Below are 23,338 nucleotides of genomic sequence, written 5' to 3'. Positions count from 1 at the left end.
CAAGGGGTTGCGATCAAGCATCCGACTGCCGCTCAGGGCAGTCGGAGAGGCTCAACCTACAAGGCCGCGTCGATCTTTTTGGCTGCGTCGTCGCTCACCCACGCGTGCCAGACTTCAGGATGTTCCTTCAAGAAGATCTTGGCCAGTTTTGGTGACTCGATCCGCTCTTTGGCCATGCGCCCGAGGTTCTGGTTAAGCAGGTCGATTGGCAGGTTGACCTTTTCCAGCACAGCCACCAGTTCCGGGGCTTGCTCGTGGAAGGTCTTGGACAGGCCGACCTTGATGGTCACTTGCTTGTTCACGCCTGGTTTCTCATCGAGTTTGACCAGATCCACCTGGCCCATCAGCGGGGTTGGCGACCAGTAGTAGAACAGGATCGGCTCGCCACGCTTGTAGCTCGACAGCACCGCGGCATCCAGCGCCGGGCCGGTGCCCGGACGGAAGTTGGTATAGGTGCTTTCCAGGCCGTAGCTTTTCAGCATTTCACTGTTGTCCAGCTCACAGGTCCAGCCAGCCGGGCAGTTGTAGAAACGGCCCTTGGACGGTTCTTCGGCGTCCTTGAACACTGCAGCGTATTTACCCAGATCGGCGATCGCTTTCAGGTCCGGGGCTTTAGGCTCCAGCTTGCGCTTGGCGTCGCCTTCGATCACGTAACGCGGCACGTACCAGCCTTCGACAGCACCCACGACAGGCGCGCCGACACCGACAACTTTGCCGGCCTTCTCAGCCTTGTTCCAGACTTCGCTACGGCCGACCCACTCTTCGGCGAAGATTTGAATATCGTTGCTGCTCAGGGCGTTTTCCATGGTGATGGAGTTGCCCGGCAGGCTGTCGGTCTTGCAGTCGTAGCCTTTCTCCAACACGACTTGCAGCACGTCGGTCAGCAGCATGGCGCTTTCCCAGTTCAGGCCGGCAAATTTCACCGGTTTGCCCGACTCGCACCAACCCGCCGCCTGAGTGGCGCCGGCGCTGGCCAGCAGGCCCATGGAAAGCAATGTGGTCAGCAGGGTCTTGTTCGATTTCATTGTAGTGACGCTCCTAATCATGAGTTGGCTTACGGCAGTCAAGAGGCATCCAGCCCTGTCCACGTCCAATCAGGCCTGCGCCGCAGCGCGACCGGCCCCGCTTGTTATAGGTGCTGCATCGCTGTCCTGCTCGAGCGGCAGGATCAGGTGATCGGGAACTGCGCTGTGCCATTTTTTCGCACACACGTAATACAGGGCTGCAGGAATCACCAGACCGATGATCCAGGAAATATCCACATCACCCAGGGCCGCCACCAGCGGACCGGTATAGAACTTGGTGGAGATAAACGGCAGCTGCACCAGCACACCGAAGACATAGACGCTGATACCGAGGGCGTTCCAACGGCCGTAGCGACCATTCGGATCGGCCAGTGCCGGCACGTCATAGCGCTCGCGAGTGATGCAGTAGTAGTCCACCAGGTTGATCGCGCTCCATGGCGTGAAGAACGCCAGCAGGAACAGGATGAAGGACTTGAATGCACCGAGGAACGAGTGCTGACCGAGCAGCGCCATCAGGGTCGCAGCACCGACGATGACCAGCACGAAGACCAGACGCTGCAAGCGCGAGACCTTCAGGTCACCACGGAAACCGCTGATGATGGTCGCGATGCACATGAAGCTGCCGTAGGAGTTCAGCGTGGAGATGGTGACCTTGCCGAACGCGATGCTGAAATACAGCAGCGCAGCGGTGGCACCGGTACCGCCCAGACCGACGATGTAGGCGACTTCGTGACCGGCAAATTGGCCGTTGGCCGATGCGGCAGCGAACACGCCGAGGACCATCGCTACCTGCGCACCAATGACCGAACCTGCGCCTGCGGCAAAAAAAGTTTTCACCGAGGAAATCTTGCTCGGCAGGTAGCGAGAGTAGTCAGCCACATAAGGACCGAAGGCGATCTGCCAGGACGCCGCGAGCGATACCGCGAGCAGGAAACTGCTCCAGCTGAAGTGGCGGATTTGCAACAGTGCGCCAACATCAACCTGGCTCATCAGACGGCTGAACAGATAAACAAAAGCAATCACGCCAATGACACTGGCAACACGGCCGATCCAATGGATCACCCGATAACCAAGCACCGTGACCAGCACGATGACACTGGCGAAGATCAGGATGCCGACGCTGTCGCTGACATCAAACAACTGGCCCAGCGCTTGACCGGACAGCACGGTGCCCGTTGCGGTGAAGCCGAGGTACATCAGGCAGACCAGCACGATCGGAATGGCCGCGCCATACACGCCGAACTGCACCCGGCTGGAGATCATCTGCGGCAGGCCAAGCTTGGGCCCTTGCGCCGCATGCAGTGCCATTACGCCACCGCCGAGCAGTTGACCGATCAACAGACCGATCAACGACCAGAAAACGTCACCGCCCAGCACCACGGCCAGGGCCCCGGTGACAATCGCGGTGATTTGCAGGTTGGCACCCATCCACAGGGTGAACTGGCTCAACAGACGACCGTGTCTTTCCGCTTCCGGGATGTAGTCGATCGAACGTTTCTCGATCAACGGTTTGCTGCCTGCACGATCGCTGTTAACAGCCATGATTCAACCTCTGTGGATTGTTATTGGAATTCACTGTGAAGCGGCTCTTTGTGGGAGCGGGCTTGCTCGCGAAGAGGCCGGCACATCCAACATCAATGCCGACTGGTCTACCGCTTTCGCGAGCAAGCCCGCTCCCACAGGTATTGCGTTATTTGCCGGTAATCATCGGCAGGTTCAGCCCCTGTTCCTTGGCGCAGTCGATCGCGATCTGGTAACCCGCATCGGCGTGACGCATGACACCGGTAGCCGGGTCGTTGTGCAGCACGCGAGCGATACGCTCGGCCGCTTCGTCAGTACCGTCGCAGACAATCACCATGCCCGAGTGCTGGGAGAAGCCCATGCCGACGCCGCCGCCGTGGTGCAGGGAAACCCAGGTCGCGCCGCTCGCGGTGTTGAGCAGAGCGTTGAGCAGTGGCCAATCGGACACGGCATCGGAACCGTCTTGCATGGATTCGGTTTCGCGGTTCGGGCTGGCTACCGAGCCGGAGTCCAGGTGGTCGCGACCGATCACGATTGGCGCGGACAATTCACCGCTGCGAACCATTTCGTTGAACGCCAGACCGAGCTTGGCGCGCAGGCCCAGGCCAACCCAGCAGATACGTGCCGGCAGACCCTGGAAGCTGATGCGCTCGCGCGCCATGTCCAGCCAGTTGTGCAGGTGCGCGTCGTCCGGGATCAGTTCTTTGACCTTGGCGTCGGTTTTGTAGATGTCTTCGGCGTTGCCCGACAGTGCAGCCCAGCGGAACGGACCGATACCGCGGCAGAACAGCGGACGGATGTAAGCCGGTACGAAACCCGGGAAGTCGAATGCGTTCTCGACGCCTTCTTCCTGAGCCATCTGACGGATGTTGTTGCCGTAGTCGAAGGTCGGAATACCCATTTTCTGGAATTCGAGCATCGCTTTAACGTGTACAGCCATCGATTGCTTGGCGGCCTTGACCACGGCAGCAGGCTCGGTCTTGGCGCGAGCGCGGTACTCTTCCCAGGTCCAGCCGGCTGGCAGGTAACCGTTGAGCGGGTCGTGGGCGCTGGTCTGGTCGGTGACCATGTCCGGGCGCACGCCACGCTTGACCAGTTCCGGCAGGATTTCAGCCGCGTTACCCAGCAGGGCGATGGAAATCGCTTTGCCTTCCTTGGTGTATTTGGCGATGCGGGCCAGCGCGTCGTCGAGGTCGGTGGCTTGCTCGTCGACATAACGGCTGTTCAGACGGAAGTCGATGCTGACCTGTTGGCATTCGATGTTCAGCGAGCAGGCGCCAGCCAGGGTCGCGGCCAGAGGTTGAGCGCCGCCCATGCCGCCGAGGCCTGCGGTCAGGACCCAACGACCTTTCAGGTCATCGTTGTAGTGTTGGCGACCGGCTTCGACGAAGGTTTCGTACGTACCTTGAACGATGCCCTGGCTGCCGATGTAGATCCAGCTGCCGGCGGTCATCTGGCCGTACATGGCCAGGCCTTTGGCGTCGAGTTCGTTGAAGTGTTCCCAGCTCGCCCAGTGTGGCACCAGGTTGGAGTTGGCGATCAGTACGCGCGGGGCGTTGCTGTGGGTCTTGAACACGCCGACCGGCTTGCCGGATTGTACCAGCAGGGTCTCGTCGTCGTTCAGGTTGGTCAGGCTTTCGACGATCTTGTCGTAGCATTCCCAGTTACGTGCCGCACGACCGATACCACCGTAAACCACCAGTTCTTTAGGGTTCTCGGCGACTTCCGGGTCGAGGTTGTTCATCAGCATGCGCAGCGGCGCTTCAGTCAGCCAGCTCTTGGCGGTCAGCTTGTTACCGCGGGCAGCGCGGATTTCTACATTGCGGTATTTAGTAGGTTTCTGGGTATTGTCAGTCACGAAAAAGACTCCTCAGCGATCAATCCAAACCAACCCTGGCGGTGGGTAAGCCAGCCTGTGCGCGTCAACGCGACACAAGCGAATCAGTGGACGTTGCGAGGAGTCTCGATCGACTCATACGCATACGTCTTTACTTGTACATACAAGCATATGCAATCAAGCGGCCAACTTGCTGAATGCGCGCTCAAGAAAAGTTCTGAAAGGGCTGGAAAGCGCCTGGATCAAGGGTTCTGGCAAAGATGAAATTTTTTGGGGGATTTTACGAGAGGGATGACAGCTGTTACTTGAGCGGGGTTTTGCGCCACGCTGGGGCGTTCGGTAACAAAATGGTGCGCGATGGGAAACAGGGGTAGAAGGCTGCTTTGTGGTGAGGGGATTTATCCCCTCACCACATTAGATTGCTTCAGCAGTTAATCAGCGTGCAGTCAGTTCGATCACGCAGCATGGGCCATTGCTGGAGACTTCCAGCAGGCCGGCGTTACCGTCGAGTTGCAGGCAATCATGGCGACCGAGTTGTGAGGCACTGTTACCGACCTTCACTTCAAGTTCGTCGGTGACACTGAATACGAGCACGGTGCCTGCCGAGCTGAAAAACCGCTGCTCGCCATCCAGCCACTGCAACCGCGCGCTATAACGCTGCGGTGCATAAATCAGGTTGAAGTCGCGGATCGGCCCACCGAGCAATGTGCAGGAAACCTGGCTCTCGCCGCTGAACGCAAAGGGCTCCAGCGGTAACAATGGCCGAGTGTCCTGACCATCAACCCGCAAGGTCATGCCGTCGCCTTGCAGCACAGTGATCACTCGCTCATAGCCGGCGAATGTCGAGAAGCCGCCCGACTCGCCGATGTCGGCAATCGACAGACGCCAGCCGAAACCCTCAAGGCCGGCACCTCCATCACGGGTGATTTCTTCAGTGCTGCCGCCGCCGTTTTTCCACGGCATGCGCGGGTAATCTTTTGCGCGTAGAACCTTTACTTGATTCATTTATGAAACCGACCTTCCAGACGATGACGGGAACCGGGGTGGATCAAACGGGCGGCGGTCACTGGCTGACGGCCGGACCAGGTGCGGCGGCGAATCAGCAGGCACGGCTCGCCCTTTTCAATCTGCAGCAACTTGCACTCGCTGGCTTCGGCCAGAATCGCTTCGACCACGTGCTCGCCTTCAGTCAGCGGCGCGACCTGGTTCAGATAGGCGTATGGCGTTTGCAGGGTGAAGTCCTGCTTGAGGTAGTCCGGTGCTACCAATGCGTTGACGAAACGGTCTTCGATTTGCACCGGGATATCATTTTCAAAATGCACGATCAACGAGTGAAAGACTTTCTGGCCTTCACGCATGTCCAGGGCCAGTGCCCGCTCGGAACCGGCAGCCTCTTCTTCGAGGGTAATGACCTTGCAGGTGTGGCGATGGCCACGGGAGGCGATTTCGTCGGCGATGTTGTGGACTTCAAACAGCGCGGACTGACTTTTCGGCTCGGCGACGAACGTGCCGACACCCTGCATGCGCACCAGCAGACCGTCGGCGGTCATCTCGCGCAGGGCGCGGTTGATGGTCATACGACTGAAGCCCAGCTGGTTGACCAGTTCGCTTTCCGACGGAACGCGGTAGTGCGGCGGCCAGTTTCCACTGTCGATTTGCTGGGTGATCATCTGTTTGACGCGGGCGTACAAGGGCGCCGGACTGTCGCCCAGATTGGCGCTCAGATTGGCATTCGGCGGCAATGTGGCAGACGGAGTTGGCACGGTTAATCCTTGTTCATTTGTTAGAGATTGCTAGCTTGCCGGAGTTTACCGAGCAGGCAAACGTCTGTATATGTATATACAAATAACACACGATGGGGTGCTGAACCATGTCCGCCTTCTTTGCCGAACGCGCGCTGCTGCCTAGTGGATGGGCCAACAATGTACGTCTTGAGGTCAGCGCCGATGGCGTGTTGACCCATATCCAGGCCGATTCCAACGCAAATGGCGCAGAACGGCTTAGCGGTCCGCTGCTGCCGGGTATGCCGAATTTACACTCCCACGCCTTCCAGCGCGCCATGGCCGGACTGGCGGAAGTGGCGGGTAATCCGAATGACAGTTTCTGGACCTGGCGCGATTTGATGTATCGCCTCGTCGGAAAAATCAGCCCGGATCAACTCGGCGTCATCGCCCGTCAGCTGTACATCGAAATGCTCAAGGCCGGTTACACCTCGGTCGCGGAATTTCATTATGTACACCACGACACCAACGGCCAGCCTTACGCGGACCCGGCCGAGCTGGCCCTGCGCATCAGCCAGGCCGCCAGTTCCGCCGGGATCGGCCTGACCCTGCTGCCGGTGCTCTACAGCCATTCCGGTTTCGGCGGCCAAGCCCCGAACGACGGCCAGCGCCGCTTTATCAACAGCACCGAAAACTACCTCAAGCTTCAGTCGCGCTTGCAGCCGATCCTGGCGCAGCAACCGGCGCAGTCGCTGGGTTTGTGTTTCCACTCGTTGCGCGCGGTAACACCGCAGCAGATCAGCGAAGTATTGGCGGCCAGCGACAAGCAGTGCCCGGTGCACATCCACATCGCCGAGCAGCAGAAAGAAGTCGATGACTGCGTGAGCTGGAGCGGCCGTCGTCCGCTGCAATGGCTGTACGAGAACACCGAAGTCGATCAGCGCTGGTGCCTGGTTCACGCCACCCACGCCAACCCGGAAGAAGTCACGCTGATGGCCAAGAGTCGCGCCATCGCCGGCTTGTGCCTGACCACCGAAGCCAACCTGGGCGATGGGATTTTCCCGGCGGTGGATTTCCTCGCTCAGGGCGGGCGCATGGGCATCGGTTCCGACAGCCATGTGTCATTGAGCGTGGTGGAAGAATTGCGCTGGCTGGAATACGGCCAGCGTCTGCGCGACCAACGCCGTAACCGTTTGTATGGCGCGGATCAGCCGATGGTCGGCCGCACGCTGTACGACGCGGCGCTGGATGGCGGCGCTCAAGCGCTGGGTCAGTCGATTGGCGCGCTGGAAGTTGGCAAACGTGCGGATTGGCTGGTGCTGGATGGCAACGATCCGTACCTGGCGACAGCCAGTGGCGACGGGATTCTCAATCGTTGGTTGTTTGCCGGCGGTGATCGCCAGGTGCGCGATGTGCTGGTCAATGGCCAGTGGGTTGTGCGCGACGGGCGCCATGCGGACGAAGAAGAAAGTAACCGCGCCTTCACCCAAGTCCTGCGCGATCTCTTGGGCTGACACAAAAAAAAATGTGGGAGCGGGCTTGCTCGCGAAGGCGGCTTAACAGTCAACGAATATGTTGAATGTGATGGCCTCTTCGCGAGCAAGCCCGCTCCCACATTTGTTATTCGCGAGCCATTAGTTCGAGGTCTTGGCCATCTGCGTATCTGTCGCGCGCCAGATCAGCCGCGTGGTGTCGTAACCTTGCTGACGCGCCTTGCTCAGCAGTTCCTCACGCACGACGCCATTGACCGTCGGGGTCCGGGACAGCAGCCACAGATACTTGCGGCTCGGATCGCCAACAATGGCGGTCTTGTAGTCATCACTGACGTACAACACCCAGTACTCTCCCTTCGCCGCACCCGGAATCAGCCGCGAAAACCAGGTATCGAACTCGACCCACAGCTTGTCGGTTTTGCCCGGTTCCTGTGGCCAGGCCACGCCTTTGGCCTCTTCCCATTGCCAGTCCGCCGTCAGGCAGCGATTGTGCACCAACACCGTGCCGTCAGGCTTGAGCGTGTAATGGGCTTCGGATTGCGCGCAGTTGCGCTGGAAATACATCGGCAGACGAGCCAACTCGTACCAGGTCCCTTGGTACTTCTTGAGATTGACGCTATTGGCAGTTTTCGGTGCCAACGGATCTACGCCAGAGGTGGCGCAGCCGGCCAAAACCAGGCCGGCTAAAAGGACTATCAGTAACCGCTTCATTGTTTTTCTCCCGTGGGCGTATAACCCCGGTTTACTTCAGGCCTTGGCCGGAAAACATCAGCACTTTGTCACCGGCGTACTGCACGCTGATAAAGCTGTTCTTGTCGCCCCAGGTACAGCTGGACATGCCGAGCGCGCCCGAGCAATCGGCGGGCTTGCCCAGCAAGGCTTCTACTTCGGCCTTGGGCATGCCTGACGACAGCTTCGAGTAGTTTTCCTGATTGATCTTGCTGCAAGCGGCCAACAACACGCAGAACGAAAGCAGGGCGATAGAACGCAGCGACATGGTGTAGCTCCTGGGGCGAAGGGGAATGGCATGGCTGCCAAGCTGAAGCTTAGAAGAGAAAACCCCTATCTGGTTCCCTGGGCGGCCGGCTATTTATCAGGCCGCTCGTCTGCCTTATTTGGAAAATCTGCAACTTTACTTTCGCTATTGGGTATTTCGTCGGTTTTCGCAAAAACCGCCTAATCTTTGGCGTCGGCCAGTCGACATAAAAGCAGCGCAACGCCCACGACTGTGGCAAATTGACGCCCCTTTGTTGACCAGCCCCTCCGCGGTAGCTCATTTAATGACCAGAAACATGAAGTTCAGCCACAAGATCTTGTTGGCTGCCGCCCTCGTGGTGGCCGTTGCATTCGCTTGTTTCATCCTCTTCAACGACTACCGCCAGCGGCAAACCCTGCGCAGCAGTACCGAATCCTCGATGCAGGAACTCGGCAGCCTGACCACCAGCAACATCCAGACCTGGCTGGAAAGCCGCATGCAGTTGCTGCAATCGCTGTCCCAGCAGATCGCCGTGGACGGTAGCGCCCAGGCCAACCTCAAACGCGCTATCGACCTGCCCGCCTACACCAGTAATTTTCAGTTGAGCTACTTCGGTGGCACCGACGGCGTGATGTTCTCGGTCCCGGCCGGCAATCGTGCAGCGGATTACGACCCCCGCGCCCGTGGCTGGTACAAGGCGGCCAACGGTGCGCAACAGACCATCGTCACCGAACCTTACATCGCCGCGTCGTCGGGCAAACTGGTGATCACCGTTGCCACCCCGGTGAAATATCAGAATCAAATGATCGGCGTCGCTGGCGCAGATATCGACCTGTCCAGCGTCAGCGCGATCATCAACTCGCTGAACTTCGGCGGCCACGGCCACGCGTTTATCGTCAGCGCCGACGGCAAGATCCTGATCCACCCGGACAGCAAACTGGTGCTCAAGAGCCTGACCGACGCCTACCCGAACGGCGCGCCGAAAGTCAGCCCGGGCATGAAAGAAGTCGAGATCGAAGGCAAACGTCAATTCATCTCCTTTACCCACGTCAACGGTGTGCCCTCGGCAGACTGGTACGTGGCGCTGGTGCTGGATCAGGACACCGCATTCTCGATGCTCAGCGAGTTCCGCACCTCGGCGATCATCGCCATGGTCATTGCCGTGGTGATCATCATCGCGCTACTGGGCATGCTGATCAGCTTCCTGATGCAGCCGCTGCTGACCATGGGCCGCGCGATGCATGACATCGCCGAAGGCGAAGGTGACCTGACCAAACGCCTGACGATTCACGGCCAGGACGAATTCGGTGCACTGGGCACCTCCTTCAACCGCTTTGTGGAGCGTATTCATACGTCGATTCGCGAAGTGTCCTCGGCCACCGGCCAGGTCAACGAAGTCGCCTTGCGTGTGGTGGCGGCGTCGAACTCGTCGATGTTCAACTCCGACCAGCAAGCCTCGCGCACCAGCAGCGTGGCCGCCGCCATCAACGAACTGGGTGCTGCCGCCCAGGAAATCGCCCAGAACGCCGCCCTCGCCTCTCAGCATTCGAGCGATGCTCGTGCATTGGCCGAGGACGGCCAGCAAGTCGTCGATAAAACCATTGCGGCGATGCAGCAGCTCTCGGCGAAGATCAGCGATTCGTGCGGCAACATCGAAACGCTCAACAGCAACACCGTGAACATCGGGCAGATTCTGGAAGTGATCACCAGCATCTCCCAGCAGACCAACCTGCTGGCACTCAACGCCGCCATCGAAGCGGCCCGAGCCGGTGAAGCCGGTCGCGGTTTTGCCGTGGTCGCGGACGAGGTGCGCAACCTCGCGCACCGGACTCAGGATTCGGCGCAGCAAGTGCAGAAGATGATCGAGGAGCTGCAAGTCGGCGCCCGGGAAGCCGTGATCACCATGACCGACAGCCAGCGTCAGAGCGAAAGCAGCGTTGGCATCGCCAACCAGGCGGGTGAACGTCTGGGCAGCGTGACCCAGCGTATCGGTGAGATCGACGGGATGAACCAGTCGGTGGCCACTGCGACGGAAGAGCAGACGGCGGTGGTGGAGTCGATCAATGTCGACATTACCGAGATCAACACGCTGAATCAGGAAGGCGTGGAGAACTTGCAGGCGACGTTGCGTGCGTGTGCGGATCTTGAGCAGCAGGCGGCGCGGTTGAAGCAATTGGTCGGAAGCTTCAGGATTTAAGCCATTCTTGCGGGCCCCTTCGCGAGCAAGCCCGCTCCCACAGTGGATTTGCGTCGATCACAAGTCCACTGTGGGAGCGGGCTTGCTCGCGAAGGCGGCATCAGCCGCGATGAAGATTTAGAACCTTGAACCAGGCGCTGAAAGAAACTCAATTTCCTCAGCCGTAGATTCGCGTCCCAACACCGCATTGCGATGTGGAAACCGTCCAAACCGCGCAATGATCTTCTGATGCCGCTCGGCATAATCCAGGTTGTCCGCAAACACCGCACGATCCGCCTCGGGTTGCTGTTCAACCAGCTCGATAAACCGCGAAACCGCTTCGTTCTGCACCGCCAGATTCTCGCAATGCTCAAACACCAGGTAGATGAATACCCGTTGGATCGGCTGCAACTGCCGATCGAAATCCGCAGCAATGCCTTGCGCCACCAGTGCCTGAGCCCTGAGGTCGCCTGAAAAGGATTTGGGAGTGTCGCGAAAGATCATTCGCGGGAGCTGATCGAGCAGCAGCACCAGGGCCAGCCAACCTTCGGGGCGTTGCGCCCACTCGGTCAATCCGCCGGCCAGTGCCTGCTCGACCCAGTCCCCGAAACGCGTCTGCGCTTCGAGGTCCTGGCTGTCGCGCTTGCCGAACCATAACTTGCCCTTGTCAGCCGCTATTTCGCTGGGGGATTCGAATGTTCCGAACCACCATTCGAGCAACGGCTGCCAGGGCGCGCTCATGGTTTATTCCTTGTGGTAAGCCGTGACGCGCTCGACTTCTTCTTTCGAACCGAGGAACACCGCGACACGCTGGTGCAAGCCGTCAGGCTTGATGTCGAGGATGCGCTGATGGCCATCGGTGGAAGCGCCGCCAGCCTGTTCAACCAGGAACGACATCGGGTTGGCTTCGTACATCAGACGCAGCTTGCCCGGCTTGGACGGCTCGCGGCTGTCGCGTGGGTACATGAACAAGCCACCACGGGTCAGGATCCGGTGCACGTCGGCGACCATCGCGGCGACCCAGCGCATGTTGTAGTTCTTTTTCAGCGGGCCTTCTTCGCCCGCCAGCAATTCGCTGACGTAGCGTTGTACCGGCGCTTCCCAGTGACGCTGGTTGGAGGCGTTGATCGCGAATTCCTGAGTGGACTGCGGAATCTTGATGTCCTCATGGGTCAGGACGAAGCTGCCCATTTCGCGGTCCAGGGTGAAGCCTTTTACGCCGTCGCCCAGGGTCAGGATCAACATGGTCTGTGGACCGTAGATCGCGTAACCGGCAGCCACTTGCTCAGTGCCTGGCTGCAGGAAAGCCTTTTCGTTCAAAGGCTCGTTTTGGCTCAGGTATTCGTTCGGGCAACGCAGCACCGAGAAGATAGTACCGACCGGCGCGTTGATATCGATGTTCGACGAGCCGTCCAATGGGTCGAAAACCAGCAGGTACGCGCCTTTCGGGTATTTGCCCGGGATCTGGTAGGCGTTGTCCATTTCTTCGGACGCCATGCCAGCCAGGTGACCGCCCCATTCGTTGGCTTCGAGCAAGATCTCGTTGGAGATCACGTCGAGTTTCTTCTGCACTTCGCCTTGGACGTTTTCGGTGCCCATGCTGCCCAGAACACCACCGAGGGCGCCTTTGGACACGGCGTGGTTGATCTCTTTGCAAGCACGCGCCACCACTTCGATCAGGAAACGCAGATCGGCAGGGGTGTTGTTGCTACGGGTCTGCTCAATCAAATAGCGACTCAGGGTAACGCGGGACATGGAAGGCTCCGGTGGAATGGGGGGCTAAAAACCCGCGCAGTTTAACGCGAGTCAGGGCGCATTTCCTCCTATCAGACGTGTTACATCCAATAGAGTTCATGCGCCCGGTTGAGCGTAGTTCGAATCCGGGTTCTTTACCGACCGATAAACCGCCTTCGCGAGCAGGCTCGCTCCCACAGGGTCCGCATTCCACTGTGGGAGCGAGCCTGCTCGCGATTGGGTGCGCAGCACCCGCCTTCAAGGCTTGACCGGCGGCTTGCGCAACAGACTGAACGCCATCGCGCCCAGGAACAAAACACTGAGCAGCAACACCGCCCACAGCCCGATTTTCTTCCAGTTTGTGTCGATCGTCGCAGCCGTTGTCACGGTCGACGCGGGTGTGGCCACCGCCCCGCCGTCCACCGTAGCCTTGCCCAATGTCGCCAACTTCGCAGCGCTGTAATCCGGAATCAACGTCGACAGCGGCAGGCTCGCCGCCTTCACCGTGGCACTTCCCAGCGCGAGCGTATAAGGCCCCGCCCCGCGCGCCAGGAACACCAATTGAATGGAGCGCACGGCGAATCGCACTGTCGGCGCCTCTGCCCCCAGACCGCCGCCGCGCTCGTCCACCGTCAGCTTCAACTGCTGAACGATTTGCCCCGACAGCTGCAATTCGTTCTGCACCACGTCCTGGCCATTCTGGGTCAAGCGATAGAGCAAACCGCTGCTCATCGGCTGCCACGGCAGGCTGCTTTCCCGACGACCGGACAAGGTCACGGGCGCCAAACTGTTGGGCTGACTCAACTCGACCTGCAAGCGCTCGACATTCAGTCCCATGGGTAATTGCCAGGTGTATTCACCGGCCTTTACGCTGCTGCCGGCCAGCGGTTGCGACCAGACAAGCGGTAACGGCAGATTGCGGGTCTTTGCGCTTTGCAGCTGCGCCGAAGTCAACGTCGGTGCCGATTGCGGCGTGCTCCACAGCAAGCGCAGATAGCGGGCCGACTGACCCGGCAGGGCGACTTCATGTTGCTCGACCTGTTCGTCAGCAAACGTCAGACGTGCCACCTGACCTTCACCCCAAGACTGCCAATGCTGCAAGTCGTCGCTGGCTTCGATGGTGAAACGCTGGAAGCCGTCGCGTTCGCTGGTCCAGTCGAGGATCAACTGCTGCAACGGAGCTTTGATGCTGCTGGCGTCGAGCAACCAGCCGCGCAGCATTTCTTCGCCCGCCTCCAGCTGACTGGACGGTTGTACTTCGACCAGCGTGCCGTTGGCGCTCGATTGCACCCGCACGCTCGGTGCATGCTCGGTGGAGTCTGCCGAGTTGTACAGCGGGAACCATTTCACGTCGGTCAGGGTACGGTTTTCGCTGGTCTGCGCCGGCGCGCGCGCCAAGGAATACGCCTGCGCCTCTCCGGCGGCATTGAACACGCGCACATCGCTGAGATCGGTTTGCCGCGCATTCAATTGCACGCTCAATGGCAATTCGAGGCGATACCACGGACCTTCGCCGCTGACCGACAACGGCACCTGCGTGGCGAAGTCCGCCAGTTTTTCCTGGGCACTGGCCGACAGCGCCACACCCAGCGCAACAGCGCCCAACCAGACCAGGTTCAGCTTCTGACTCAAGACGACACTCCTTCGGTTTGCGGGGCCGGTTTTTCAGCCTCCGGCTCAGCATCAAAGCGCTTGGGCGGCAACGGGGCGAAATAGCCCACCACCAACAACAACACGCCAACGCCGATAAACGAGACGATCCGGGCGAGTCCGCCGCGGTTACTCAATTCGACAAAGAACAGTTTGGCCACCACCACACCAATCAGCGCCGCACCGATCAGCCAGACTTCACGGCGATGACGCAGATGACCGCCGATCATCAGACTCAGCGCCATCAACGTCCAGACGATGGACAGACCGGCCTGCACCAGCATGGATTCGAGCAACGCATCCAGCTCGAACGGCACACCGCCCCAATGGTGGGCCGTGCGCATCACCAGCGCCGTGAAGAACACAAACAGCGAGGCGCCAGCGATCAGTTGCGTGGCGTGTTCAGCATAGTCCTTGCGAATCGCCAGTTGCGTCACGGCGCTGCGGGACCATACGTAGACGCCGAACAGCGCAAACAGCAGACCCAGCTCCAGCGGGTTGATCAGCGGTACGTAAGGCAACGGCTCGGCGGTGCCGTCGCTGACGATGTTCGCCAGCCAGAACCAGCCGAGCATGAGCAATGCCAATGGTGCGGCGGCATAGACACGGTATTCGCGGGTATAAGTCGACACCGGCCATGGCCAGGCACGAGGGGCCGCCGCGAGTACCAGATACAGGCTCGGCAGAATCGCCCAACCCAACCAGCGCCAGGCGTTGTACTGCTCGGACAACAGCAACAGGCCGTAACGCAGCTCCAGGGCCAACACACCGATCAACAGCCAGCAGCCGAGCACGTGCGCGGTACTGAGGGCGCGGGCCGGTAACATCGGCGCCAGACGCCGCAGGGAGATGAAGTGCACAACGAACACGGCCGCCCATACCAGCCAACCAAAATTGGCCGCCGGGTGATAACGCGAGTGCCACGCAGCCAATAACACCAAACCGGCCGCAGGCATCAGCAAGGTGCAGAGCAAGCCCAGCGACGACCATTTCAAACGCAACGCCAACACCGTCCACAGCGCCACGCTCAGCGCCGCAACGGCCAGCAACAACGTCGCTTGCAGATTCAACGGTGCGAAGCGCAGCACCTCACTGACCCACGCCAGCGCCCACCAACCCGCGCCCCACACCAGCAGCACTTCAGACAAACGCTGCAAACTCAGCCCATCGAAGGCCGACGCATGATTGCCGAGCTGCAAGCGCCAGGCGCCGACCATCGCAGCCAAACCCAACACCAGCGGCGTCCAGAAACCGCTGTGAGCCAGAGGCTTCAATCCTTCACTCGCCAGCGGGCCGAGCAAATCCGGCCCGGCCATCAGGAACGCCGCGCCACCGATCACCTGCAACAGCAAACCGAAGACAAAACTCACGCGCTGCTTCAGGTACAGACTCAGCCAGATGATGAACAGACCGCTGGCCGCCCATACTGCACTCGCCGTTTGCCAAGGCAGGACGAACAGCACCGCCAGATTGATCAACACCAGACCTGCCAACAGCACCACCGACAAGCCGCGCAGCAATCGCACGTCGCTTCGGACCATCTCATCGCGCGCCGCCAGCAACATGCCAGCGATCAGCGCCAGGCCGATCAACGACGCGCTCAGCAATCCGCTCCAACCCGCACTGAACACGGCGCCAGACTCACCGCTCGAACCTTGCAGCCGCAGCAGGAACAACGCACCACCAAGCAACTGCACGGCGAATGCGGTGAACAGGAAGGTGCGCGACTGCAGACGCAAGCCAACAAACAACGTCGCCAACCCCGCCAGCGCCCAACTGATCGCCGTACCGTGAGTGAAGAAGAACAACGGCGCCAGCAGATAAAGGAAGGTCAAACCGAGGCAGGCCAACACGGGCAGCCCTTTGCGCTCCCAGTCCGACGTCTGCTCGGGCAAGGCTTTGCGCAACTGGTAGAAGCTGAACAACAACGCCACGCCGAGCATCAACGCACCGAGCGGCGCACCGTCGAGCAGGCTGCTTTCGCCGATCCGCAGTTCACTGAGGAAGGCCAAAGCCGAGCCCAGTTGCAGCAGCAAGGCAAAGGCTCGGGCCAGCGGTCGTTGCTGACGCAGGCCCAGCCAGAAGATGCCGGCGCCTTCGACGGCCCAGGCAGCAGCGGTCCAGCGTGCATCGAGCCCCAACGGAATCGCCAGGCTGGCGAAGATCACCCCCAGCGCCAGGCAGGTTTCCGCCAACAGCAACGCTCGTCCGCCCATCAGCAGCCGCGCCAGCCCCATGTAAATCATGCCCAACGCCAACGCGCTGAAGGCTGCGGCGAATTCCAAGTGCTGGACCAACGCGAACTGCAAGCCGAAGCCCACCAACGGAGGACCGAACAACATCGTGCCGTCGACGTAATCGCCCTTGCGCGCCGACCAATGCAACAGCGCTTCACGGCTGTCGTCCTCGGGTGCATCGCTCATTTCCAGCAACTTGCGCCGGGCGAACAGCAGACCGATGGCCAGGTACATCAGGAAGAACACAATCAGGAACGGCTCGGTACTCCATAACAACTCCGGCGCATAGGAACGCAGGCCCCAGGCGAAACTGATGCCGAAGGTGCCGACGAAGCCGATCAGGTTGAGCAGCCGCCAGGCCTTGAACCAGGCGATGGCGAGGATGCCGGCGTTGAGTAAAGCGAAATAGCTGAACAATGCGACATGGTTGCCGGCGCCGGTGGAGGTCAGGATCGGCGCGGCAAAACCGCCCAACGCCGCAGCGGCAGCCAGGCCCAAGGCATCCTGAGTGATAGCGAGGATCGCCGAGAACACCGTCACCGCGACCAGCAGGCCTAACGCCGCCGTAGGGTCGAGCAGCGGATGCAGGCGCATCGCGGCAAACACGGTCAGGTACAGCACCGCGATCCCGGTGCCCTGCAACATCAACGCGAAATGGCTGTTGCGTGTTCTAAGCCACCAACCCAGCCCCAGAAGCCCCAATGCCGCCGCCGCAACACCGGCGTAACGCAACTCGATCGGCACCACCATGCCTTCGGTGGCGTAACGCAGCAGGAAGGCCAGGCCGAGAAACAACAGCACCACGCCGACCCGCAGCACCGTGTTGCCGCCGAACAGCCAGTTGCGGGCGCCACTGATGGCGCGATCGATGAAGTTCGGGCCACGCGGGATGGCGGGTTGTTGCGATTCGCGGGCGACCGGTTCGGGTTTCCAGGTATCGACGGGCACTGGACGACTCGCTTCGGCGGCCGCCGCGGTAATCGGTTCCAGTTCGGGAGGGAGTTCCCAGATCAGCTCCGGGGCTTCGACAATGGTTTCGTCGAGCGTGAATTCAGGAAGCGGCTCGGGTTCGTGGGATTCAGGCGTCTTGACGCCTGACACTTCCAGCAATGACAGTCGTTGCTGCACTGCATTCAGCGCGATCTGAGCCTGATCAAGTAGCTTACGTTGCTCGGCGGCCTGTGAACCCAGGCGGCCAATGCGAATGGCCTGGCCAATACCCAACCCGAGCAGCGCGCCCAGCAGCGCATCGCTGAACGACTCGTCGAGTACCCAGCCCAGCACCATCCCTATCAGCATGAACATCCATTGCATGGTCGATATCCCTAAGCGGCCCCGCTGCGGGGCGAATCCGGGCGATACAGCGTCTGGTTCAGTCTAGTGACCAGTCACCCGGAATCCAGTGTGAGAGCAGATTGCATCTGCACCACAAATCCAATGTGGGAGCGGGCTTGCTCGCGAAAGCGGTTGGTCAGTCAACATGAATGCTGAATGATCAACCGCTTTCGCGAGCAAGCCCGCTCCCACAAAGGGTCAAGTTGGCGCTTAGTATATCGGCCAGGCCCAACAACCGACGGGCCTTGCTCGCAATTATTGCTAAAAGTTACTCCAAAGCTTTCCAGATATCCGTGGCGTACTCGCGAATGGTCCGGTCGGACGAGAACCAGCCCATCCTGGAGGTGCTCAACACCGCCGAACGCCACCATTCCTTCGAATCGTGCCAATGGGCTTCTACCCGCATCTGCGCTTCCCAATAGGAGTCGAAATCGGCGCAGACCAGGAAGCGATCGTAGTCGATCAGCGAATCGATCAATCCTGTGTAACGGGAAGGATCATCCGGCGAGAACACCCCGCCGCGTATCGCTTGCAAGACGTCATTAAGCCGATGGGAGGCCGCAATATCCGGCGTCGCATTGAACTCATGGTTCTGCTTGCGCGCTTCAACCTGCTGAGCGCTAAGGCCGAAGATAAACATGTGTTCCACGCCGATGCGTTCGCACATTTCGACGTTGGCGCCATCGAGGGTGCCGATGGTCAGCGCGCCGTTGAGGCCGAACTTCATGTTGCTGGTGCCCGAAGCCTCGAAGCCTGCGGTGGAAATCTGCTCCGACAAATCCGCTGCCGGGATGATGCTTTCCGCCAGACTGACGTTGTAGTTGGGCAAGAACACCACTTTGAGCAAACCGCGCACCGTCGGGTCGTTGTTCACCACCCGGGCGATGTCGTTGGTCAGTTTGATGATCAGCTTGGCCTGGTGATAACTGGCCGCCGCCTTGCCGGCGAAGATCTTCACCCGCGGCACCCAATCGACTTCCGGCTCGGCGCGAATCGCCTGGTACAGCGCGACTGTGTGCAGCAGGTTGAGCAGCTGCCGTTTGTATTCGTGGATCCGTTTGACCTGCACGTCGAACATCGCGGCCGGGTTGACCGCGACCCCCAGCCGTTCGTGAATGATGTACGCCAGGGCTTTTTTGCTGTGCAGGCGCTGCTCGGCGAAAGCCTTGCGGAACGCGGCTTTCTCGGCGAATGGCTCCAGGCCGAGCAAACGCTCTTCGGCGTTGTCCAGCAGATCCGGGCCGAGGGCGTCGACCATCATCGAGGTCAGCTCCGGGTTGGCCTGGTAAAGCCAGCGGCGGAAGGTGATGCCGTTGGTCTTGTTGTTGATTCGGTCCGGGTAGAGCTTGTGCAGTTCGGAGAACACCGTTTTGCGCATCAGCTGCGTGTGCAGCCCGGACACGCCGTTGACGCTGTGGGAACCAAGGAACGCCAGGTTGCCCATGCGCACGCGGCGGCCGTTGTCTTCTTCGATCAGCGACACCGCGCGCAGGACCTCGAAGTCATGGATACCCTTGGCCCGCAGCGAATCGATGTGCTGGGCGTTGATCAGGTAAATGATCTGCATGTGCCGCGGCAGCATCCGCTCCATCAAACCGACCGGCCAGGTTTCCAGCGCTTCCGGCAGCAGCGTGTGGTTGGTGTAGGACAGCGTATCGACGGTGACTTGCCACGCGGCATCCCACGCGACGTCATAGACATCGACCAGTTGCCGCATCAGCTCGGCCACGGCAATCGAGGGGTGGGTGTCATTGAGCTGGATCGCGGCATGATCGCCCAGGGTCAGGACCGAGGTGTGCATGTTGCGATGGCGGCGCAGCAAGTCCTGCAAGGACGCGGCGACGAAGAAATACTCCTGACGCAGGCGCAGCTCCTGGCCCGCTTCGGTACTGTCCGCCGGGTAGAGCACCCGGGAAATGCTTTCGGCCCGGGCGACTTCTGCCACGGCGCCCAAGTGGTCGCCGGCATTGAAGCGTTCCAGGTGCAAATCTTCCATGGCCCGGGCGCGCCACAGGCGCAGCGTGTTGACGCTCGCCCCGCGCCAGCCGACGACCGGCGTGTCATACGCAATCGCGCGAACGGTTTCCGCTGGCGTCCAGACTTGCTTGGACTTACCGGTGTCGTCGGTGACGGTTTCGACACTGCCGCCGAAACCGATCGGGTAAACGACCTCTGGCCGTTCGAACTCCCAAGGGTTACCGAAATCCAGCCAGTGCTCGGTCTGCTCCTGTTGCCAGCCGTCGACGATGGCCTGGCGGAACAAGCCGTGTTCGTAACGAATGCCGTAACCGTGGCCGGCAATGCCGAGGGTCGACATGCTTTCCATGAAGCACGCGGCCAGACGACCGAGGCCACCGTTGCCCAGCGCGGCGTCGGGCTCCAGCAGGCGGATGCGCTCGAGGTCGACGCCGAGTTCAGTCATGGCCTCGCGGGCGACGTCCAGCAGGCCAAGGTTGCTCAGGCTGTCGTAGAGCAGACGGCCGATCAGGAATTCGAGGGAGAGGTAATAAACCCGCTTTTGACCTTTGCGGTAAATCTGCCGGGTGTGATCCATCCAGTGCTCGACCATGTGATCGCGCGCCGCCAGGGCAATGGCTTCGAACCAGTCGTGGTCGAAGGCGTGATCCGGGTCTTTGCCCACCGCGTAGGTGAGTTTGGTCAAGACGGCGTCGCGAAATGCGGCCACCTCTGCTTCGCGAACAAGTGGTTCTTGAGTCATTGATAGGACCTCGAGCGAGCGTGGAGTAGTTGAGCCTAGACGGTCTGACAGGCCGTTGGAACTCTGGTTCGGCAGTTTTTCCCGTTAGTGTGAGATAGATCGACATTACCTTGCCGCGCACCGGAAAGAATGCAGGGGCCGTGCCGGGTTACAGGTGTTATTGGGCGGAATACGAAAAAATCTGGCGAAAGGTTGTTCAAAAATCCACCAGTCCCGGTATGATCGCGCGCCCTGATGCACGCTGGTAACAACCGATGATGAAGTCCAACCTGATCGCCGCCGCGGAGATCGACCGCCTCGATACCTGGGCCAAGTACTCCGCCCCGATGTGTGGTTCGTGCGTTTCCAGCTGCTGCACCCTGCCGGTCGAGGTCAAGATCAAGGATCTGATCCGTATCGGCATCGTCGATGAATTCGAGCGCGGCGAGCCGCCGAAGAACATCGCCAAGCGTCTGCAGAAGGAAGGGATCGTCGAGCGTTACAACCAGAAGTCCGAGATCTTCACCCTTCAGCGCATGAGCAACAACGATTGCCTGTACCTGGATCGTAAGAGCCGTCTGTGCACTATTTATGAAAAGCGTCCGGATACTTGCCGCAACCACCCGAAAATCGGGCCGCGGCCGGGGTATTGCGCGTATAAGCCCAAAGAAGTGGCGCGCGAGACCAGCGAGAGCCGCCGCACCCTCGAAAAGTTCTGATCGAGGCTAAGGGCCGATTCTGCGTCGTTCTTGAGCCCCCCCCCTCACCCCAGCCCTCTCCCCAGTGGGGAGAGGGGGAAAGGGAGCAGATCTTCAAGCTTTTCAAACCTGAGTTCGACTCGATATTTCAGGTCGATGTATCTCGAAAGAACAACTCGGTCAGTCCCCTCTACCCCTTGGGGAGAGGGTTAGGGTGAGGGGTCGATCCCAAGTCATCCCAAGATTCTGAAAACTCCACCATCAATTTTCCCTTCCCCAAACAAACAAAAACGCCCCCGACCTTGCGGTCGGGGGCGTTTTTTTAGCAGTTAACTAAGTCGAAACTCAGTTACCGGCTTTCTTGGCAGCGCGGGTACGCTCGCTTTCACCCAGGATCTTCTTACGAAGACGGATGGACTTAGGAGTGACTTCGCACAGTTCGTCTTCTTGCACGAACTCAAGCGCTTGTTCCAGGGTGAAACGGATAGGCGGAACCAGAGCGATGGTTTCGTCTTTACCCGAGGCACGCATGTTGTCGAGCTTCTTGCCTTTGGTTGGGTTAACGCCCAGGTCGTTGTCGCGGCTGTTGATGCCGACGATTTGACCTTCGTACACGTCTTCACCGTGACCCAGGAACAGTTTGCCGCGAGCTTGCAGGGTTTCCAGCGAGTAAGTCAGCGCCTTACCGGTAGCAACCGAAACCAGCACGCCGTTCTGACGGCCGGACATGTCGCCGGACTTCATCACGTCGTAACGGTCGAAGATCGAGGTCAGGATGCCTGCACCGGAGGTCAGGGTCAGGAACTCGTTACGGAAACCGATCAAGCCACGAGCCGGGATGTTGTACTCAAGGCGCACACGGCCCTTGCCATCCGGAACCATGTTGGTCAGGTCGCCTTTACGGATACCGATCTGTTCCATGATTGAACCTTGCGATTCTTCTGGCAGGTCGATGGTCACGTTTTCGTACGGTTCGTGCTTTACGCCGTCAACCATGCGGATGATCACTTCCGGACGACCAACACCCATTTCGAAGCCTTCGCGACGCATGGTTTCGATCAGTACCGAGAGGTGCAGCTCACCACGGCCGGAGACTTTGAACTTGTCGGCGGTGTCGCCTTCTTCAACGCGCAGGGCAACGTTGTAGAGCAGTTCTTTGTCCAGACGTTCCTTGATGTTACGGCTGGTGACGAACTTGCCTTCTTTACCGCAGAAAGGCGAGTCGTTTACCTGGAAGGTCATGGAAACGGTTGGTTCGTCAACGGTCAGCGGCTTCATTGCTTCGACGTTCAGTGGGTCGCACAGAGTGTCGGAGATGAACAGCTGGTCGAAGCCGCTGATGCAGACGATGTCGCCGGCAGCTGCTTCTTCAACGTCGATACGGTGCAGACCGTGGTGACCCATCAGCTTCAGGATACGACCGGTACGCTTCTTGCCGTCGGCGTCGATAGCGACAACCGGAGTGTTCGGCTTGATGCGACCACGGGCGATACGGCCAACGCCGATAACACCCAGAAAGCTGTTGTAGTCCAGAGCGGAGATTTGCATCTGGAACGGACCTTCACGGTCGACTTTCGGCGCAGGTACGTTGTCGACGATCGACTGGTACAGCGGGGTCATGTCTTCAGCCATGTCGGTGTGTTCCAGACCGGCAATGCCGTTCAGGGCCGAGGCGTAGACGACTTTGAAGTCCAGCTGTTCTTCGGTAGCACCGAGGTTGTCGAACAGGTCGAAGATCTGGTCCAGAACCCAGTCCGGACGCGCGCCTGGACGGTCAACCTTGTTGATCACCACGATTGGACGCAGGCCGGCTTCGAAAGCCTTCTTGGTCACGAAACGGGTTTGCGGCATAGGGCCGTCTTGAGCGTCAACCAGCAGCAGAACGGAGTCAACCATCGACATTACGCGTTCAACTTCACCGCCGAAGTCGGCGTGGCCCGGGGTATCCACGATGTTGATGTGGTAGCCGTTCCAGTTGATGGCGGTGTTTTTCGCCAGAATGGTAATACCGCGCTCTTTCTCCTGGTCGTTGGAGTCCATCACGCGCTCGTCGTTGAGCTCGTTGCGCTCCAGGGTGCCGGATTGACGCAAGAGTTTGTCTACCAGGGTGGTCTTACCATGGTCAACGTGAGCAATGATGGCGATGTTGCGTAGATTTTCGATCACTTGTGTATCTCGATCAGAGGATTCGGTGTGCTGACAAGTCTTGGCAGCGATTTACAGTAGAGTCAGGCCTT

17 protein-coding genes are annotated in these 23,338 nt (G+C 59.8%); 4 read left to right on the top strand and 13 right to left on the bottom strand.

What is annotated here, in order from left to right; translation table 11 throughout:
• Positions 1-56 precede the first annotated feature (56 nt).
• The 5 genes from KGB03_RS27865 to hutC all read right to left on the bottom strand — a co-directional run bounded on the left by KGB03_RS27865 (position 57) and on the right by hutC (position 6,053).
• The gene (locus KGB03_RS27865; RefSeq protein WP_111449403.1) at positions 57-1,025 is read right to left on the bottom strand and encodes an ABC transporter substrate-binding protein; all 969 of its coding nucleotides are present in this window, start codon (positions 1,023-1,025) and stop codon (positions 57-59) included.
• A gap of 69 nt (positions 1,026-1,094) precedes the next feature.
• Positions 1,095-2,567 (bottom strand): purine-cytosine permease family protein, encoded by a 1,473-nt coding sequence (locus KGB03_RS27860; RefSeq protein ID WP_223530426.1) that lies wholly within the window; start codon positions 2,565-2,567, stop codon positions 1,095-1,097.
• 148 nt (positions 2,568-2,715) lie between these two features.
• Positions 2,716-4,404, bottom strand: a complete 1,689-nt coding sequence (gene hutU, locus KGB03_RS27855) for a urocanate hydratase (RefSeq protein ID WP_033055312.1) — start codon at positions 4,402-4,404, stop codon at positions 2,716-2,718.
• 414 nt (positions 4,405-4,818) lie between these two features.
• Positions 4,819-5,388 carry a HutD family protein gene (locus KGB03_RS27850; protein WP_111449405.1) on the bottom strand — a complete coding sequence of 190 codons (570 nt, stop codon included), beginning with the start codon at positions 5,386-5,388 and terminating at the stop codon, positions 4,819-4,821.
• Positions 5,385-6,053, bottom strand: a complete 669-nt coding sequence (gene hutC / locus KGB03_RS27845) for a histidine utilization repressor (RefSeq protein ID WP_236713266.1) — start codon at positions 6,051-6,053, stop codon at positions 5,385-5,387. Before hutC ends, KGB03_RS27850 begins: the two co-directional genes overlap by 4 nt.
• A gap of 200 nt (positions 6,054-6,253) precedes the next feature.
• Here hutC and KGB03_RS27840 point away from each other — a divergent pair, with 200 nt between their 5' ends.
• Complete coding sequence (locus KGB03_RS27840) at positions 6,254-7,618, top strand: formimidoylglutamate deiminase (RefSeq protein ID WP_223530424.1); 1,365 nt, start codon at positions 6,254-6,256, stop codon at positions 7,616-7,618.
• A gap of 120 nt (positions 7,619-7,738) precedes the next feature.
• Here KGB03_RS27840 and KGB03_RS27835 read toward each other — a convergent pair whose 3' ends face one another.
• Both KGB03_RS27835 and KGB03_RS27830 read right to left on the bottom strand, forming a co-directional pair.
• Positions 7,739-8,308, bottom strand: coding sequence for a lipocalin family protein (locus KGB03_RS27835; RefSeq protein WP_192409874.1), 570 nt, complete (start codon positions 8,306-8,308; stop codon positions 7,739-7,741).
• A 31-nt stretch (positions 8,309-8,339) separates the two neighbouring features.
• Positions 8,340-8,594 (bottom strand): hypothetical protein, encoded by a 255-nt coding sequence (locus tag KGB03_RS27830; RefSeq protein WP_111449408.1) that lies wholly within the window; start codon positions 8,592-8,594, stop codon positions 8,340-8,342.
• 30 nt (positions 8,595-8,624) lie between these two features.
• Between KGB03_RS27830 and KGB03_RS27825 the strand changes: the two genes are divergently transcribed.
• Together KGB03_RS27825 and KGB03_RS27820 are read left to right on the top strand one after the other, a co-directional pair.
• On the top strand, positions 8,625-8,777 hold the full coding sequence (locus KGB03_RS27825; RefSeq protein ID WP_158539665.1) for a hypothetical protein: 153 nt from the start codon (positions 8,625-8,627) through the stop codon (positions 8,775-8,777).
• Positions 8,778-8,877: 100 nt separating this feature from the next.
• Positions 8,878-10,770 carry a methyl-accepting chemotaxis protein gene (locus KGB03_RS27820; protein ID WP_223530422.1) on the top strand — a complete coding sequence of 631 codons (1,893 nt, stop codon included), beginning with the start codon at positions 8,878-8,880 and terminating at the stop codon, positions 10,768-10,770.
• Positions 10,771-10,887: 117 nt separating this feature from the next.
• Here KGB03_RS27820 and KGB03_RS27815 read toward each other — a convergent pair whose 3' ends face one another.
• The 5 genes from KGB03_RS27815 to KGB03_RS27795 form a co-directional block, all read right to left on the bottom strand.
• Positions 10,888-11,490, bottom strand: coding sequence for a DUF924 family protein (locus KGB03_RS27815; protein WP_223530420.1), 603 nt, complete (start codon positions 11,488-11,490; stop codon positions 10,888-10,890).
• A gap of 3 nt (positions 11,491-11,493) precedes the next feature.
• Positions 11,494-12,504 (bottom strand): class 1 fructose-bisphosphatase, encoded by a 1,011-nt coding sequence (locus tag KGB03_RS27810; RefSeq protein ID WP_218536864.1) that lies wholly within the window; start codon positions 12,502-12,504, stop codon positions 11,494-11,496.
• Between the two features lie 237 nt (positions 12,505-12,741).
• Positions 12,742-14,115 (bottom strand): DUF3999 domain-containing protein, encoded by a 1,374-nt coding sequence (locus KGB03_RS27805; RefSeq protein ID WP_223530418.1) that lies wholly within the window; start codon positions 14,113-14,115, stop codon positions 12,742-12,744.
• Positions 14,112-17,684 carry a DUF2339 domain-containing protein gene (locus KGB03_RS27800; protein ID WP_223530416.1) on the bottom strand — a complete coding sequence of 1,191 codons (3,573 nt, stop codon included), beginning with the start codon at positions 17,682-17,684 and terminating at the stop codon, positions 14,112-14,114. Before KGB03_RS27800 ends, KGB03_RS27805 begins: the two co-directional genes overlap by 4 nt.
• A 289-nt stretch (positions 17,685-17,973) precedes the next feature.
• Complete coding sequence (locus KGB03_RS27795) at positions 17,974-20,424, bottom strand: glycogen/starch/alpha-glucan phosphorylase (RefSeq protein WP_223530414.1); 2,451 nt, start codon at positions 20,422-20,424, stop codon at positions 17,974-17,976.
• 254 nt (positions 20,425-20,678) lie between these two features.
• Between KGB03_RS27795 and KGB03_RS27790 the strand changes: the two genes are divergently transcribed.
• Positions 20,679-21,122, top strand: coding sequence for a YkgJ family cysteine cluster protein (locus tag KGB03_RS27790; protein ID WP_008149447.1), 444 nt, complete (start codon positions 20,679-20,681; stop codon positions 21,120-21,122).
• Positions 21,123-21,446: 324 nt separating this feature from the next.
• Here KGB03_RS27790 and typA read toward each other — a convergent pair whose 3' ends face one another.
• Complete coding sequence (gene typA / locus KGB03_RS27785) at positions 21,447-23,267, bottom strand: translational GTPase TypA (protein ID WP_008149445.1); 1,821 nt, start codon at positions 23,265-23,267, stop codon at positions 21,447-21,449.
• Between the last annotated feature and the right edge of the window lie 71 nt (positions 23,268-23,338).

It is taken from the genome of Pseudomonas sp. BF-B-26 (assembly GCF_019956495.1).
Taxonomy (GTDB): Bacteria; Pseudomonadota; Gammaproteobacteria; order Pseudomonadales; family Pseudomonadaceae; genus Aquipseudomonas.
Note: the sequence above shows the minus strand (reverse complement) of the source record. Positions and strands in the feature narration are given on the sequence as shown.

Coding starts and splice junctions, on each gene's coding strand:
- KGB03_RS27815 (WP_223530420.1), bottom strand. CDS start 11,490: ATGAGCGCGCCCTGGCAGCCGTTGCTCGAATGGTGGTTCGGAACATTC.
- KGB03_RS27800 (WP_223530416.1), bottom strand. CDS start 17,684: ATGCAATGGATGTTCATGCTGATAGGGATGGTGCTGGGCTGGGTACTC.
- KGB03_RS27865 (WP_111449403.1), bottom strand. CDS start 1,025: ATGAAATCGAACAAGACCCTGCTGACCACATTGCTTTCCATGGGCCTG.
- hutC (WP_236713266.1), bottom strand. CDS start 6,053: ATGATCACCCAGCAAATCGACAGTGGAAACTGGCCGCCGCACTACCGC.
- KGB03_RS27795 (WP_223530414.1), bottom strand. CDS start 20,424: ATGACTCAAGAACCACTTGTTCGCGAAGCAGAGGTGGCCGCATTTCGC.
- KGB03_RS27860 (WP_223530426.1), bottom strand. CDS start 2,567: ATGGCTGTTAACAGCGATCGTGCAGGCAGCAAACCGTTGATCGAGAAA.
- KGB03_RS27835 (WP_192409874.1), bottom strand. CDS start 8,308: ATGAAGCGGTTACTGATAGTCCTTTTAGCCGGCCTGGTTTTGGCCGGC.
- KGB03_RS27790 (WP_008149447.1), top strand. CDS start 20,679: ATGATGAAGTCCAACCTGATCGCCGCCGCGGAGATCGACCGCCTCGAT.
- KGB03_RS27820 (WP_223530422.1), top strand. CDS start 8,878: ATGACCAGAAACATGAAGTTCAGCCACAAGATCTTGTTGGCTGCCGCC.
- KGB03_RS27825 (WP_158539665.1), top strand. CDS start 8,625: ATGGCTGCCAAGCTGAAGCTTAGAAGAGAAAACCCCTATCTGGTTCCC.
- KGB03_RS27810 (WP_218536864.1), bottom strand. CDS start 12,504: ATGTCCCGCGTTACCCTGAGTCGCTATTTGATTGAGCAGACCCGTAGC.
- KGB03_RS27850 (WP_111449405.1), bottom strand. CDS start 5,388: ATGAATCAAGTAAAGGTTCTACGCGCAAAAGATTACCCGCGCATGCCG.
- KGB03_RS27840 (WP_223530424.1), top strand. CDS start 6,254: ATGTCCGCCTTCTTTGCCGAACGCGCGCTGCTGCCTAGTGGATGGGCC.
- KGB03_RS27830 (WP_111449408.1), bottom strand. CDS start 8,594: ATGTCGCTGCGTTCTATCGCCCTGCTTTCGTTCTGCGTGTTGTTGGCC.